The sequence below is a fragment of the Shewanella sp. 4_MG-2023 genome, from assembly GCF_030548015.1.
In the GTDB taxonomy this organism is placed as follows: domain Bacteria; phylum Pseudomonadota; class Gammaproteobacteria; order Enterobacterales; family Shewanellaceae; genus Shewanella.
In genome coordinates, this window is record NZ_JAUORL010000050.1 from 1 (window position 1) to 15,929 (window position 15,929).

13 protein-coding genes are annotated in these 15,929 nt (G+C 42.9%); all 13 read right to left on the minus strand.

Annotation, left to right across the window (positions count from 1 at the left end; all coding sequences use genetic code 11):
- The coding region (locus Q4546_RS18305; RefSeq protein WP_303414822.1) for a GTP-binding protein at positions 1-293 on the minus strand (293 nt) is incomplete at its 3' end.
- A gap of 69 nt (positions 294-362) precedes the next feature.
- A complete protein-coding gene (gene fusA, locus Q4546_RS18310; RefSeq protein WP_102439677.1) occupies positions 363-2,459 on the minus strand; it encodes an elongation factor G in 2,097 nt (698 codons plus the stop codon).
- A gap of 81 nt (positions 2,460-2,540) precedes the next feature.
- Positions 2,541-3,011, minus strand: a complete 471-nt coding sequence (gene rpsG / locus Q4546_RS18315) for a 30S ribosomal protein S7 (protein ID WP_076543258.1) — start codon at positions 3,009-3,011, stop codon at positions 2,541-2,543.
- A gap of 77 nt (positions 3,012-3,088) precedes the next feature.
- Entirely contained in the window at positions 3,089-3,463 is a 375-nt protein-coding gene (rpsL, locus tag Q4546_RS18320; protein ID WP_076543259.1) for a 30S ribosomal protein S12, read from the minus strand.
- Positions 3,464-3,640: 177 nt separating this feature from the next.
- Positions 3,641-7,861, minus strand: a complete 4,221-nt coding sequence (gene rpoC / locus Q4546_RS18325; RefSeq protein WP_102476544.1) for a DNA-directed RNA polymerase subunit beta' — start codon at positions 7,859-7,861, stop codon at positions 3,641-3,643.
- 82 nt (positions 7,862-7,943) lie between these two features.
- A complete protein-coding gene (gene rpoB, locus Q4546_RS18330) occupies positions 7,944-11,975 on the minus strand; it encodes a DNA-directed RNA polymerase subunit beta (RefSeq protein ID WP_102439679.1) in 4,032 nt (1,343 codons plus the stop codon).
- Between the two features lie 240 nt (positions 11,976-12,215).
- Positions 12,216-12,581 (minus strand): 50S ribosomal protein L7/L12, encoded by a 366-nt coding sequence (gene rplL, locus Q4546_RS18335; protein ID WP_076543262.1) that lies wholly within the window; start codon positions 12,579-12,581, stop codon positions 12,216-12,218.
- Positions 12,582-12,635: 54 nt separating this feature from the next.
- A complete protein-coding gene (rplJ, locus tag Q4546_RS18340) occupies positions 12,636-13,133 on the minus strand; it encodes a 50S ribosomal protein L10 (protein ID WP_076543263.1) in 498 nt (165 codons plus the stop codon).
- A 279-nt stretch (positions 13,134-13,412) separates the two neighbouring features.
- Positions 13,413-14,114 (minus strand): 50S ribosomal protein L1, encoded by a 702-nt coding sequence (gene rplA, locus Q4546_RS18345; RefSeq protein ID WP_102439680.1) that lies wholly within the window; start codon positions 14,112-14,114, stop codon positions 13,413-13,415.
- A gap of 4 nt (positions 14,115-14,118) precedes the next feature.
- Complete coding sequence (rplK, locus tag Q4546_RS18350) at positions 14,119-14,547, minus strand: 50S ribosomal protein L11 (RefSeq protein WP_076543265.1); 429 nt, start codon at positions 14,545-14,547, stop codon at positions 14,119-14,121.
- Between the two features lie 129 nt (positions 14,548-14,676).
- Entirely contained in the window at positions 14,677-15,228 is a 552-nt protein-coding gene (gene nusG, locus Q4546_RS18355; RefSeq protein ID WP_076543266.1) for a transcription termination/antitermination protein NusG, read from the minus strand.
- A gap of 8 nt (positions 15,229-15,236) precedes the next feature.
- Positions 15,237-15,608, minus strand: coding sequence for a preprotein translocase subunit SecE (secE, locus tag Q4546_RS18360; RefSeq protein ID WP_102439681.1), 372 nt, complete (start codon positions 15,606-15,608; stop codon positions 15,237-15,239).
- Positions 15,609-15,857: 249 nt separating this feature from the next.
- Positions 15,858-15,929 (minus strand): hypothetical protein (locus Q4546_RS18365; RefSeq protein ID WP_131818057.1); only part of this gene is annotated, 72 nt, incomplete at its 5' end.

Sequence of the window (15,929 nt, forward strand, 5' to 3'; positions counted from 1 at the left end):
TGTGCAGCACCAGTAATCATGTTTTTAACATAATCGGCGTGACCAGGACAATCTACGTGTGCGTAGTGACGAGATGGTGTGTCATATTCGATGTGAGAAGTATTAATTGTAATACCGCGCTCACGCTCTTCTGGAGCGTTATCGATTTGTGCGAAATCTTTAACTTCACCACCATATACTTTTGACAATACAGCTGAGATAGCTGCTGTAAGAGTAGTTTTACCATGGTCGACGTGACCAATTGTACCCACGTTTACGTGTGGTTTACTACGTTCAAATTTTTCTTTAGCCACGATATATTCCTTTCTTTTCAGAAGTGCTCGACAACGAGCTATATAACAGTTAATTAAGTACTTAAAAATTTAAGTACGTGATTCAATAATTGCCTTTGCAATATTTGATGGTGCATCGTCGTACTTTAAGAACTCCATAGAGTATGAAGCACGACCCTGAGTTGCACTTCGCAAGTCAGTAGCATAACCAAACATTTCAGAAAGCGGTACAACAGCGTGGATAATTTTAACACCACCCAGACCATCATCCATACCTTCAATAATACCGCGACGTCGGTTCAAATCACCCACTACATCGCCCATGTTATTTTCAGGTGTGGTTATTTCCACTTTCATTGTGGGTTCTAGTAACACAGGGGTTGCTTCAAGCGCACCCTTTTTGAAGCCCATTGAACCAGCAATTTTGAAAGCCATCTCATTTGAGTCGACATCATGATATGAGCCGTCAAATAAAGTCACTTTCACATCAAGCATTGGATAACCAGCTAATACGCCGTTATTCATTTGCTCTTGAATACCTTTGTCAACGGATGGGATGAATTCACGAGGAACTGCACCACCAACGATTTCGTTAACAAATTCGTAGCCTTGACCTTCTTCAGAAGGTTCAACTTTCAACCACACATGGCCAAACTGACCACGTCCGCCTGATTGACGTACGAACTTACCTTCCACTTCAACTGCTGAGCGAATTGTTTCACGATAAGCAACCTGAGGTTTACCTACGTTACAATCTACATTAAATTCGCGACGCATTCTGTCTACGATAATGTCTAAATGTAATTCACCCATGCCAGAAATCAATGTTTGAGCTGATTCTGCATCAGTTTCCACTCTAAAAGACGGGTCTTCAGCTGCTAATTTTTGCAGCGCAATCGCCATTTTATCTTGGTCTGCTTGCGAACGTGGCTCAACGGCAATAGTAATTACAGGTTCTGGAAACTCCATGCGTTCTAAAATCACTTTGTGATCATTTGCGCAAAGAGTATCTCCTGTTGTCACATCTTTTAAGCCAATTGCCGCGGCAATATCACCAGCACGAACTTCTTTCAGCTCGGTTCGGTCATTTGCATGCATTTGTACGATTCGGCCGACGCGTTCACGTTTCTCTTTGACAGAGTTGTAAACCGCTGCACCCGACTCTAATACGCCTGAATATACACGGATAAAGGTTAAAGTTCCAACAAATGGATCAGTCGCAATTTTAAACGCTAATGCCGCAAAAGGGGCATTATCGTCTGATGGACGTTCGACTTCATTATCGTTCTCGTCAATCCCTTTAATTGCAGGGACTTCAGTAGGAGCCGGTAAGTAATCGACCACACCATCTAAAACAGCTTGAACACCTTTGTTCTTAAATGCAGAACCACAAGTTGCTAATACTATTTCATTGTTAATTGTGCGCTGACGTAATGCTTGCTTGATCTCTAATTCTGATAGCTCACCTTCTTCAAGGTATTTTTCCATCAATTCATCAGAGGCCTCTGCAGCACTTTCCACGAGATACTCATGCATTTCTTCTGCCTTAGCGAGAAGATCTGCAGGAATTTCTTCATAAGAAAAAGTCGTTCCTTGGTCTTTTTCAGACCAATTAATTGCTTTCATCTTAATTAAATCAATAACCCCTTTAAAGTTCTCCTCAGCGCCAATATTCAATTGAATAGGGACACAAGTCGCACCTAGGCGGTTACGGATTTGGTCGATGACACTATCAAAGTCAGCACCTGCACGATCCATTTTATTAACGAATACCATGCGCGGTACCTGATACTTATCAGCTTGACGCCAAACAGTTTCAGATTGTGGCTCGACACCTGATGATCCGCAGAAGACAACAACTGCACCATCAAGTACTCGAAGCGAACGTTCTACTTCAATAGTAAAGTCAACATGACCAGGGGTATCGATGATATTAATACGATGTTCGGTGAATTGAGCATCCATACCACGCCAGAATGTGGTTACAGCAGCAGATGTGATAGTAATACCACGCTCTTGCTCTTGAACCATCCAGTCAGTGGTAGCGGCGCCGTCATGCACCTCACCGATTTTATGAGACAAACCGGTATAGAACAGAACACGTTCTGTTGTGGTAGTTTTACCTGCATCCACATGAGCAACGATACCGATATTACGATAACGCTCAATTGGGGTTGTACGAGCCACTATTTATACCCTCTCAACTAAAGCTAAAGTGCTTTAGAAAATATCAACAATATGGAGTGGGCTAACGCCCACTCCATCAAATTACCAACGGTAATGAGCAAAGGCTTTGTTAGCTTCAGCCATGCGATGCACGTCTTCACGCTTCTTAACAGCAGTACCTTTGTTTTCAGATGCGTCTAGCATTTCACCAGCTAGACGTAGAGCCATAGATTTTTCACCACGCTTGCGAGCAGCTTCAACTAACCAGCGCATCGCTAGTGCGTTACGACGCACTGGACGAACTTCACATGGTACTTGATAAGTTGAACCACCAACGCGACGAGATTTAACTTCGACTGATGGACGAACATTATCAAGAGCAGCTTCAAGGATGCTTAAATGCTCTTCGCTTTTCTTTTCAGCGACAACATCTAATGCTTGGTAGATAATTTTTTCAGCAGTTGACTTTTTACCGTCAACCATAATGACGTTGATGAACTTAGCCAACAACTCACTTTTGAACTTTGGATCTGGTAGGATTTTACGTTGTCCTACAACGCGACGTCTTGGCATAACAATTCTCCGTATGCTTCAGGTACTTCCAAAACTGGAATTTTTTTAACTAGCTTGGCCTTACTTAAACGGACAAGTTACGACTTAGGACGCTTAGCACCGTACTTAGAACGGCCGTTGCGACGAGCACTTACGCCAGCACAATCTAATGCACCGCGAATAGTGTGGTAACGCACACCAGGTAGATCTTTAACACGACCACCACGGATTAGAATTACACTATGTTCCTGCAAGTTGTGACCTTCACCACCGATGTACGAAGTAACTTCGAAACCGTTAGTTAAGCGAACACGTGCTACTTTACGTAGTGCAGAGTTAGGTTTTTTAGGAGTAGTTGTGTACACACGAGTACAAACTCCACGTTTTTGTGGACACGCATTCAACGCTGGCACGTTAGTCTTTTCGACTTTTGGCGAGCGAGGCTTACGTACCAACTGGTTTACAGTTGCCATGAATAGCTCCGTTCAGTTGAAATATCTCAACAATTTTGTGTGAAAAATCTATATCCCACTATGATGGGACGCGAAAGTTTAGAAAGGTAATGGCCAACTGTCAAGAAATAGACAACTTTTCATGCAATTTCCAATAAAAAAGGCGCCAAAGGCGCCTTTTTTAACATACCATTTACTTTAATCAGCACTTCCGGCTAAGTTAAGTAAGTCAGCTAAGTTCTTCTCTGCTTCACTTGCAGTGATCACTGGCGCTTCTGCATTGTCCGATTTGACATTCGCACGAGCTTCATTACGAGCTGTGTGATATGCATAACCGGTACCAGCTGGGATTAGACGACCAACAATTACGTTTTCTTTCAGACCACGTAATGGATCGCTCTTACCGCCAACAGCAGCTTCGGTTAGTACGCGAGTTGTTTCCTGGAACGATGCAGCTGAGATGAATGATTCAGTAGCCAAAGATGCTTTGGTAATACCTAATAATTCACGCTCAAACTTCGCAGGTGTTTTGCCTTGTGCTTCAAGTTCGCGGTTAGCGATCTTAACGCGGGCAACTTCAGCTTGTTCACCGACTAAGAATTCGGTATCACCAGCGTCAGTAATTAAGCACTTACGTAGCATTTGGCGAATAATCACCTCAATGTGCTTATCATTGATTTTAACGCCCTGTAGGCGGTAAACGTCTTGAACTTCATCAACAATATAGTTAGCAACATGATGGATGCCACGTAAACGTAGGATGTCATGCGCAGCTTCTGGGCCGTCAGCAATAACTTCACCACGTTCAACTTTTTCACCTTCGAACACGTTCAGGTTACGCCATTTAGGGATCATTTCTTCATAATGATCACTACCATCAGCAGGGCTGATGACTAGACGTACTTTACCTTTGGTTTCTTTACCGAATGAGATAGTACCCGAGATTTCAGCAAGGATAGCAGGCTCTTTTGGTTTACGAGCTTCGAACAAGTCAGCAACACGTGGTAGACCACCGGTAATATCGCGAGTTTTAGACGATTCCTGAGGAATACGTGCTAAAGCATCACCAACGTTAATTTGTGCATTATCGTCTTTCGCTACAATCGCGTTACCAGGTAAGAAATACTGCGCAGGTACATCGGTACCCGGGATCATAAGATCGTTGCCATCAGCGTCGATTAGACGGATAGCAGGACGCATTTCTTTACCAGCTGTGCTACGAGCACTTGGGTCAAGTACCACAATCGAAGACAGACCAGTTAGGTCATCTGTTTGACGCGTCATAGTAACGCCTTCAATCATGTCTACGAATTTAACTGAACCGGCTACTTCAGAAATAATTGGGTGAGTATGTGGATCCCAGTTCGCAATAATTGCGCCTGCTGCCACTTCACTGTCTTCCAACACTTCTAAAACAGTACCGTAAGGTACTCTGTAACGCTCTTTTTCACGACCAAGTTCGTCAATGATTGCAAGTTCAGATGAACGAGAAACAATAACTAACTTGTTGTCGATGCTCTTAACGTATTTCGCATTATGAAGCTTCAGTGTACCTGAGTTCTTAACTTGAACATTGTTTTCAGCAGAGTCACGAGATGCTGCACCACCAATGTGGAAGGTACGCATCGTAAGCTGTGTACCTGGCTCACCGATTGATTGAGCAGCAACAACACCGATAGCTTCACCGTGGTTAATGATATGACCACGAGCTAAGTCACGACCGTAACATGCGGCACAAACACCAAAGTCTGTTTCACATGAAATTACAGAACGTACGATAACTTCATCAACGCTGTGCTCTTCAAGAAGATCACACCATGCTTCGTCAAGTAGCGTATTGCGTGGAGCAAGTACTTTTTCAGTACCAGGCTCAAGTACGTCAATAGCAACAACACGACCAAGAACACGTTCACGAAGAGGCTCTTTAACATCACCACCTTCAATCAACGGCTTCATGGTTAAGCCAGCTTCAGTGCCACAATCATCTTCAATAACAACTAGATCTTGTGCAACGTCAACAAGACGACGAGTTAGGTAACCCGAGTTAGCTGTTTTCAATGCGGTATCGGCAAGACCTTTACGCGCACCGTGAGTAGAGATGAAGTACTGAAGTACGTTTAGACCTTCACGGAAGTTCGCAGTAATTGGGGTTTCGATGATTGAGCCATCTGGCTTAGCCATCAGACCACGCATACCCGCTAACTGACGGATCTGAGCAGCACTACCACGAGCGCCCGAGTCAGCCATCATATAGATGCTGTTAAACGAATCTTGCTCTTCTTCTTCGCCATCACGATTGATAACAACTTCTTTCTTCAAGTTGTCCATCATCGCTTTAGAGATTTTATCGTTGGTACTTGCCCAAATATCGATAACTTTGTTGTAACGCTCACCAGCGGTAACCAGACCTGATTGGAACTGCTCTTGAATTTCAAGCACTTCACGTTCAGCTTCTTCAACTAAAGTGTACTTCTCATCTGGGATAACCATATCGTTGATACCAACAGAGGCACCAGAGATAGTTGCATAACGGAAACCGGTATACATTAATTGGTCAGCAAAGATAACAGTATCTTTTAGGCCTAGCGCACGGTAACAAGTGTTCAATAGTTTCGAGATTTGCTTTTTACCCATGTTCTGGTTAACCAGTTCATACGGTAAGCCTTTAGGCAAGATCTGCGATAACAATGCACGGCCCACTGTAGTATCTACAATACGACGGCTTTGAGTCTTTTCACCATTGTCGTCAGTTGAAGTCTCTGTAATACGTACTTTAACGCGTGCATGCAATTCTGCAGCACCTGTTGCGTACGCTTTTTCAACTTCATCAACAGACATAAATGTCATACCTTCACCACGGCCGTTAACACATTCACGGCTGGTATAGTAAAGACCAAGTACCACGTCTTGAGAAGGCGTGATTACTGGCTCACCATTTGCTGGAGAAAGGATGTTGTTTGTCGACATCATTAACGAGCGAGCTTCTAATTGAGCTTCAAGCGTTAACGGTACGTGCACAGCCATTTGGTCACCATCGAAGTCGGCGTTATATGCCGCACATACTAATGGGTGCAATTGAATAGCTTTACCTTCAATTAGTACCGGCTCAAATGCCTGGATACCAAGTCTATGAAGTGTTGGTGCACGGTTAAGCATAACTGGATGTTCACGAATTACTTCGTCTAAAACATCCCATACTTCTGGCTGTTCGCGTTCAACCATTTTCTTAGCAGCTTTAATCGTAGTAGCTAAACCACGACCTTCTAGCTTGCCATAAATGAATGGTTTGAATAGCTCAAGTGCCATCTTCTTAGGAAGACCACACTGGTGCAGACGTAAAGTAGGACCTACGGTAATTACCGAACGGCCTGAGTAGTCAACACGCTTACCAAGTAAGTTCTGACGGAAACGACCTTGCTTACCTTTGATCATATCGGCCAAAGATTTTAGCGGACGCTTGTTAGAACCTGTAATAGCACGACCACGACGACCATTATCTAATAGCGCATCAACAGACTCTTGTAACATACGCTTTTCGTTACGTACGATAATGTCTGGCGCAGCTAAGTCTAATAGACGTTTTAGACGGTTGTTACGGTTGATTACACGACGGTAAAGGTCGTTCAAATCAGACGTAGCAAAACGTCCGCCATCTAGTGGTACTAGAGGACGTAAATCAGGTGGTAGAACCGGTAGAACTTTTAAGATCATCCACTCAGGCTTGTTACCTGAAGTGAAGAATGCTTCCATCAGTTTAAGGCGTTTAGTGACCTTTTTACGACGGGTTTCAGAGTTGATTGAAGGCAACTCTTCACGCATTTGTTCGATCTGTTCTTCTAAATCAATTGCACGTAGCAAGTCTAAGACTGCTTCAGCACCCATTTTAGCTTCGAACTCGTCACCGTATTCTTCAAGTGCATCAAGATACGTTTCTTCAGTAAGCATTTGGCCACGTTCAAGACTGGTCATGCCAGGCTCGATCACAACAAATGATTCGAAGTAAAGTACACGTTCGATGTCACGAAGTGTCATATCAAGCATTAAGCCGATACGAGACGGAAGTGATTTCAAGAACCAAATGTGGGCAACTGGGCTTGCAAGATCAATATGACCCATGCGCTCACGACGCACTTTAGTCTGTGTAACTTCAACGCCACACTTCTCACAAATAACACCACGGTGCTTCAAACGCTTGTATTTACCACACAAACATTCGTAATCTTTCACAGGACCGAAAATACGCGCACAGAATAAACCTTCACGTTCAGGTTTAAAGGTACGGTAGTTAATGGTTTCTGGTTTTTTAACTTCACCAAAAGACCAAGAACGGATTAGATCTGGCGAAGCCAAACCAATTTTGATTCCGTTAAATTCTTCAGTCTTGCTTTGCTGTTTAAGAAACTTTAATAAGTCTTTCACGTTTCTCTCCTGAAGGAGTTAAACCAGATGCCTTGCTATTGCAAAGCATCCTTGGTTACCAAACATTGCTTAAGAGCGATGCTTACTCTTGATCCAACTCGATATTAATACCAAGTGAACGAATTTCCTTCAACAATACGTTGAAAGACTCAGGCATGCCTGGGTGCATCTGATGGTTACCGTCGACGATGTTTTTATACATCTGAGTACGACCGTTAACGTCATCTGATTTAACCGTTAGCATTTCCTGAAGAGTATATGCAGCACCGTATGCTTCTAGTGCCCATACTTCCATCTCACCGAAACGCTGACCACCGAATTGAGCTTTACCGCCCAATGGTTGTTGTGTAACTAAGCTGTACGAACCGGTTGAACGGGCGTGCATCTTGTCATCAACTAAATGGTTCAATTTAAGCATGTACATGTAACCAACAGTTACTTTACGCTCAAATTCGTTACCGGTACGGCCGTCACATAATGTTAACTGGCCAGATGAAGGTAAGCCTGCAAGTTCAAGCATTTGCTTGATCTCTTTCTCTTTAGCACCATCGAAAGCTGGCGTAGCAATTGGTATGCCGCCTCTCAGGTTCTTAGCTAAGCGCACTACTTCATGGTCGCTAAATGTACTGATGTCGACTTTCTGAAGAACGTCATCACCTAAGTCATAAACCTGCTGAATGTAGCTACGTAGCTCTGCCAGTTCGCGTTGCTCTTCAAGCATAGCAGTAATACGATTACCGATACCTTTAGCTGCAGCACCTAAGTGGACTTCTAGTACCTGACCAATGTTCATACGCGATGGTACGCCCAATGGGTTAAGTACGATATCAACTGGATCACCAGTTTCATCGTAAGGCATGTCTTCGATAGGACAAATCTTAGAGATTACACCCTTGTTACCGTGACGACCCGCCATCTTATCACCAGGTTGGATAGTACGTTTAACTGCTAGGTAAACCTTAACAATTTTCAGTACACCAGGTGCTAAGTCATCACCTTGGGTGATCTTACGACGCTTAACTTCAAACTTCTTATCGAAGTCTGCTTTTAGCTCTTCATGTTGCTCAGCTAATTGCTCAAGTTCAGTTTGTTTAGCTTCGTCATCGATAACTTGAATTAATACATCTTTACGCGGTAGCTCTGCTAATTTAGCTTCTGAGAAACCGGTAGATAGTAATAAGTTACGCGCACGGCTCAACACACCTTCTTCAAGGATCTGGAACTCTTCGCCTAAATCTTTGCGAGCTTGGCTAACATGCATCTCTTCAATTTCAAGCGCACGTTTATCTTTCTCGATACCGTCACGAGTGAATACTTGAACGTCGATGATGGTGCCTTTAACAGAGTTAGGTACACGTAAAGAGCTGTCCTTAACATCTGAAGCTTTCTCACCGAAAATTGCACGCAATAGCTTCTCTTCTGGCGTCAGCTGAGTTTCACCTTTAGGTGTCACTTTACCAACTAGAATGTCGCCGCCTTTAACTTCAGCACCAATGTAAACGATACCTGATTCATCTAGTTTAGATAAAGCAGACTCACCTACGTTTGGAATATCAGCTGTGATTTCTTCGCTACCTAGTTTCGTATCACGAGCAATACATGAAAGCTCTTGGATATGAATAGTAGTAAAACGATCTTCTTGCGCTACGCGCTCAGAAATTAAGATAGAATCTTCGAAGTTATAACCATTCCACGGCATGAACGCGATACGCATGTTTTGACCAAGAGCCAAATCACCTAAATCGGTTGATGGACCGTCAGCTAATACATCACCACGTACAATTGGATCACCAACAGAACAACAAGGACGTTGGTTAATACAGGTGTTTTGGTTTGAACGGGTATACTTAGTTAAGTTGTAGATATCAATACCAGCTTCACCCGGTGTTAACTCTGCTTCATTAACTTTGATAACGATACGGCTAGCATCAACGTAATCAACAACACCGCCACGTTTCGCAGCAACAACAACACCAGAATCGACCGCTAAAGTGCGCTCAATACCTGTACCGACTAACGGCTTATCAGCACGTAAAGTAGGAACCGCTTGACGTTGCATGTTCGCACCCATCAATGCACGGTTAGCATCATCGTGTTCTAGGAACGGAATTAGTGATGCCGCAACAGAAATAATCTGTTGTGGTGATACATCCATATATTGAATGTCAGCAGCACGCATAAAGGTAGATTCACCTTTATGACGACAAGCAACTTGCTCTTCAATGATTCGGCTAGAACCATCTACTTCAATGTTTGCCTGTGCAATAACATAACGACCTTCTTCAATTGCTGACAAGTATTCAACTTCATCAGTAATTACACTATCAACAACCTTACGATAAGGCGTTTCTAGGAAGCCGTATGAGTTAGTACGTGCGAAACTTGCTAAAGAGTTAATTAGACCAATGTTTGGTCCCTCTGGCGTTTCAATCGGACATAGACGACCATAGTGAGTCGGATGTACGTCACGTACTTCGAAGCCTGCACGTTCACGAGTCAAACCACCTGGGCCTAAAGCAGAAATACGACGCTTATGCGTTACTTCTGAAAGCGGGTTGTTTTGATCCATGAATTGAGACAGCTGTGAAGAACCAAAGAATTCTTTCACTGCTGCCGAAATAGGCTTCGCATTGATAAGATCTTGTGGCATCAACTCGTTCAAGTCGCCTAATGATAGACGTTCACGAACAGCACGCTCAACACGAACTAGACCAACACGGAATTGGTTTTCAGCCATTTCGCCAACGCTACGAATACGACGGTTACCAAGATGGTCGATATCATCGACTTCATCGTCACCATTACGGATTTCGATGATTTTCTTCATAACGTGTACGATGTCTTCTTTAGACAATACGCCAGCGCCTTCGTCTTCAGCAATCTCAAGACGACGGTTAAACTTCATACGACCTACTTTAGATAAGTCATAACGTTCTTCACTGAAGAACAAGTTCTGGAATAAGCTTTCAGCAGCATCTTTGGTTGGTGGCTCACCTGGACGCATCATGCGGTAGATTTCAACTAATGCTTCTAAGCGGTTAGTTGTAGAATCGATACGTAATGTGTCAGAAATATAAGCACCATGATCAAGATCGTTGATAAACAAAGTATCAACTTCTTTAATGCCTGCTAAAGAAAGTTTAGCAAGGTCTTCAAGGGTGATTTCAGCATTTGCGCTAACAAGTACTTCACCAGTATCTTGATCGATATAATCTTGAGCAGCAAACTTACCAACAATGTAATCTACAGGTACTTCAAGTTCTGTAGTGGCAGTTTTTTCAAGTTGTTTAATGTGACGAGCAGTAATACGACGACCAGTTTCAACAAGAACATTGCCTTCTGAATCTTTAATATCGTAACTTGCAGTTTCACCACGTAAACGGTCTGGTACAAGTGCCATAACAAGAGAATCTTTCTTAATTTTGAACTGAGTACGTTCAAAGAATAAGTCTAAGATTTCTTGAGTAGAAAACTCAAGTGCACGTAGCATGATAGTCGCAGGTAATTTACGACGACGGTCAATACGTACAAATAAGGCATCTTTTGGATCAAATTCAAAGTCAAGCCATGAACCACGGTAAGGAATAATACGTGCGTTATATAACACTTTACCTGAAGAGTGGGTTTTACCACGGTCATGATCAAAGAATACACCTGGTGAGCGGTGTAACTGAGACACGATAACACGCTCAGTACCATTGATAACAAAAGTACCGTTATCAGTCATTAATGGGATATCACCCATGTAGACTTCTTGTTCTTTAATGTCTTTAACTGTGCCTGGTGCAGCTTCACGGTCATATAACACCATACGCAATTTAACGCGTAATGGAGCTGAATATGTAACACCGCGGATCTGACACTCTTTCACATCAAAAACTGGCTCGCCTAACTTATAACTGACGTATTGCAGTTCAGAGTTGCCAGAAAAGCTCTTGATGGGAAAAACGCTACGGAATGCGGCTTCGAAGCCACGTTCACCCGTAGGATCTTGATCGGTGAACTTCTTAAAAGAGTCTAATTGAATAGACAATAGGTACGGAATATCCAAAACTTTTGGGCGTTTGCCAAAGTCTTTACGAATACGCTTCTTTTCAGAATAGGAGTAAACCATGGGTTTCCTCTACTTACGAGATGTGACCAAGACTGAAATAATACAAAAGATTAAATCAGCACGTTTGCCCATCACCGTTAATGGCAAGAACCTAACCAGTAATCTCTGCTAGGAACTGCTAAAACTGGCGACAAACGGTGAATAAAAAATCGCCTGCGCATATAGCGCAAAAAAGGCCGACGGTTAAAAAACCGCCAGCCTCCGCCCGATTACTCGGGAGGTGGTAAGTTAAAGTATAACTTACTTAACTTCTACTTCAGCGCCAGCAGCAACTAGGTCTGCTTGAAGTGCTTCAGCTTCTTCTTTAGAGATAGCTTCTTTAACTGCAACTGGTGCAGATTCAGCCATCGCTTTAGCTTCTTTCAGGCCAAGACCTGTAGCGCCACGAAGTGCTTTAATAACAGCAACTTTGTTAGCACCGAAAGATGTCATAACAACGTCAAATTCTGTTTGCTCAACAGCAGCGGCAGCATCACCACCACCAGAAACTACTGCAGCTGCAGCAGAAACGCCGAATTTTTCTTCCATTGCTTCGATAAGTTCAACAACTTCCATTACAGACATTTCTGCGAAAGCTTCTAAGATTTGGTCTTTTGTGATAGACATAACAAAAAATTCCTATTGTACTGAATTCAATTTAATTAAGCGGCTAATAAAATATTAAGCTGCTTCTTTTTGATCGCGAAGAGCGGCCAAGGTACGAACAAACTTGCCAGCAGATGCTTCTTTTAGAGTCATCATTAACTGAGCTAGTGCTTCGTCGTAAGTTGGTAATTTCGCTAAACGATCAATATCTGCTGCAGGGATTACTTCCCCTTCAAAGGCTGCTGCTTTAATTTCAAACTTTTCTTGCGTAGCAGCGAAGTCTTTTAATAGACGTGCTGCAGCACCTGGGTGCTCGTTAGAAAAGGCAATTAAAGTAGGACCTGTAAACGTGTCGCTAAGGCACTCAAAATCAGTACCAGCTACAGCGCGTTTAACTAATGTATTACGTACTACACGTATAAATACACCAGCTTCACGAGCTGCTTTACGCAAACCGGTCATATCACCTACAGTTACACCGCGTGAATCGGCAACAACTGCAGATAAAGCACCTTTGGCTGCTTCGTTGACTTCAGCAACAATCGCTTTTTTGTCTTCGAGTCTTAATGCCATTGGCTTTACTCCTGGATTCTACCTAGGGAATTCCCTAGAATTAACCATGTTAAACACAAAGTGTTTAACGACTTACGGTGCAGATTTTCCAGCAGAACAAAATCTATCTGGGGGGTCTGACACCGTCTACGTAGGAAATTAAGTAATGGTTAGATTACACCTACGGTCTTGGACGGAAATCTATTCAATAAGCGGACTAATAAATTAGTAACACACGTAGAAAATAGACCTCAACCCACAAAGTGCGCGCATTATAGACTAATACGCACGCTTTGTATATTACTTAACTTCGTCTAAGCTACCTTGATCGATAGTTACGCCTGCACCCATAGTGGTAGAGATAGTAACTTTCTTCAAGTAAACGCCTTTAGCAACTGCAGGCTTAGCCTTTTTCAGTGCCGCTACAAGCGATTCTAAGTTTTCTTTAAGCTGAACTGGTGTGAAATCCACTTTACCGATAGTAGTGTGGATAATACCGTTCTTGTCGTTACGGTAACGAACTTGACCAGCTTTGGCATTTTTAACTGCATCAGCAACGTTAGGCGTTACTGTACCAGTTTTAGGGTTAGGCATTAAACCACGTGGGCCTAAGATTTGACCTAACATACCAACAACGCGCATTGCATCTGGAGATGCGATAACAACGTCAAAGTTCATTTCGCCAGCTTTAACTTGTGCAGCAAGATCTTCCATACCAACAAGTTCTGCACCAGCTTCTTTAGCTGCTTCAGCGTTTGCGCCCTGTGTAAACACAGCAACACGAACTTCACGGCCAGTACCATGTGGTAATACTGTAGCGCCACGAACGTTTTGATCTGATTTACGAGGATCGATACCTAGGTTAACAGCAACGTCAACACTTTCTACGAACTTAGCAGTTGCTAATTCTTTTAATAAAGCAGTAGCTTCATTGATGTCGTAGTTCTTAGTTCCGTCTAATTTTTCACGGATAACGCGCATGCGCTTAGTTAGCTTTGCCATTATATTAGTCCTCTACTACCAAACCCATTGAACGTGCAGTACCTTCAATTGAGCGAGTCATCGCTTCAATATCAGCGCCAGTCATATCAGTAGCTTTTGATTCAGCAATTTCTTGAACTGCGCTACGCTTGATAGTACCAACTTTCTCAGTGTTCGGACGGCCAGAACCAGACTTAAGACCTGCAGCTTTCAATAATAAGAAAGATGCTGGAGGAGTCTTAGTTTCGAACGTGAAAGAACGGTCGTTGTATACAGTGATAACAACAGGAATTGGCATGCCTTTTTCGAACTTTTCAGTACGAGCGTTGAATGCTTTACAGAATTCCATGATGTTCACACCTTTTTGACCTAAAGCAGGTCCAACTGGTGGAGACGGGTTTGCAGCACCGGCTGCTACTTGTAGCTTAATATAAGCTTCAATTTTCTTTGCCATGTCGACATATCCTCAGTTTGGGTTCAAACGCGTATCGGCTACATGCCAATATGCTCCCCTTGAAAATTACGGGTGCGAATTATACAAAAATTCGCACCCGCAAACAAATACTATTTGTAGTTAATTTAATCAGCTCTTTTCAACTTGATCGAAATCAAGTTCAACAGGAGTAGAGCGACCGAAGATCATTACTGAAACCTTAACGCGGTTCTTGTCGTAATCAACTTCTTCGATAGTGCCATTAAAATCAGCAAATGGACCATCGTTAACACGAACAACTTCACCAGGTTCATACATAACGCGATGAGTCGGTGACTCAACTGTGTCTTGTAAACGCTGAAGAATGGCATCCGCTTCTTTGTCTGAAATAGGCGCTGGACGGTCAGATGTACCACCGATAAAGCCCATAACACGTGGAATACTTTTAACTAAATGCCAGCTTTCGTCATTCATTTCCATCTGTACTAATACATAGCCAGGGAAGAATTTACGTTCGCTTTTGCGACGCTGACCTGCACGCATTTCAACCACTTCTTCTGTCGGTACTAATACCTCAGCGAAGTAATCTTCCATGTTGTGCATTTTTATGTGTTCAAGCAATGTTTTACATACACGGCCTTCATAGCCCGAGAATGCTTGGATCACATACCATCTTTTTTTAGCTTCTGTTGCTTCAGTCATGTAAATGCCTATACGCCAGTAATTAGGTTAACAACGCGCAAAAGTACCCAGTCGAAACCCCAAAGGATAACGGCTACGACAGCTGTTGCAGCAAGAACAATGAATGTAGTGTTTAGCGCTTCTTGACGCGTAGGCCAAACCACTTTACGAACTTCAATGTGAGCTTCACGAGCAAAAGATAAAGCTTCTTTACCTTTCACAGTTTGCAGAGCAATAAAACCTGCAAGAACAAAGGCAACAATTACGCCTAAAGCGCGTACCACAACACTGGCTTCGCCAAATGCTTGGTTGCCAATAACAGCGGCGGCAATCAATATAACTGCTATGCCCCACTTAACAATATCCAGAGAATTAGTCTGGTTTTCAGTATTTGTTGTCATCGGTTGGTTCCGTTACTCACTAAGAGACCTGAGCTTAAAATTGATAAAGTGTACCATTATCAATCAGTACTTCCGAATTAAGCCACGAAAAGCATCAGCTCAGGGTCAAAAATCGGCCATAGATTGTATTCTTATTCTAGTCAGTTCGCAAGGATGACACTAGAGATCATCAGCAAATCTTACAAAAAATAATAAAAACAAAAAAGGAAGCCGAAGCTTCCTTTTTTTATGTGTTAACTAAAATCGCTATTAAGCGATAACTTTAGCTACAACACCAGCACCAACAGTACGGCCACCTTCACGGATAGCGAAACGTAAACC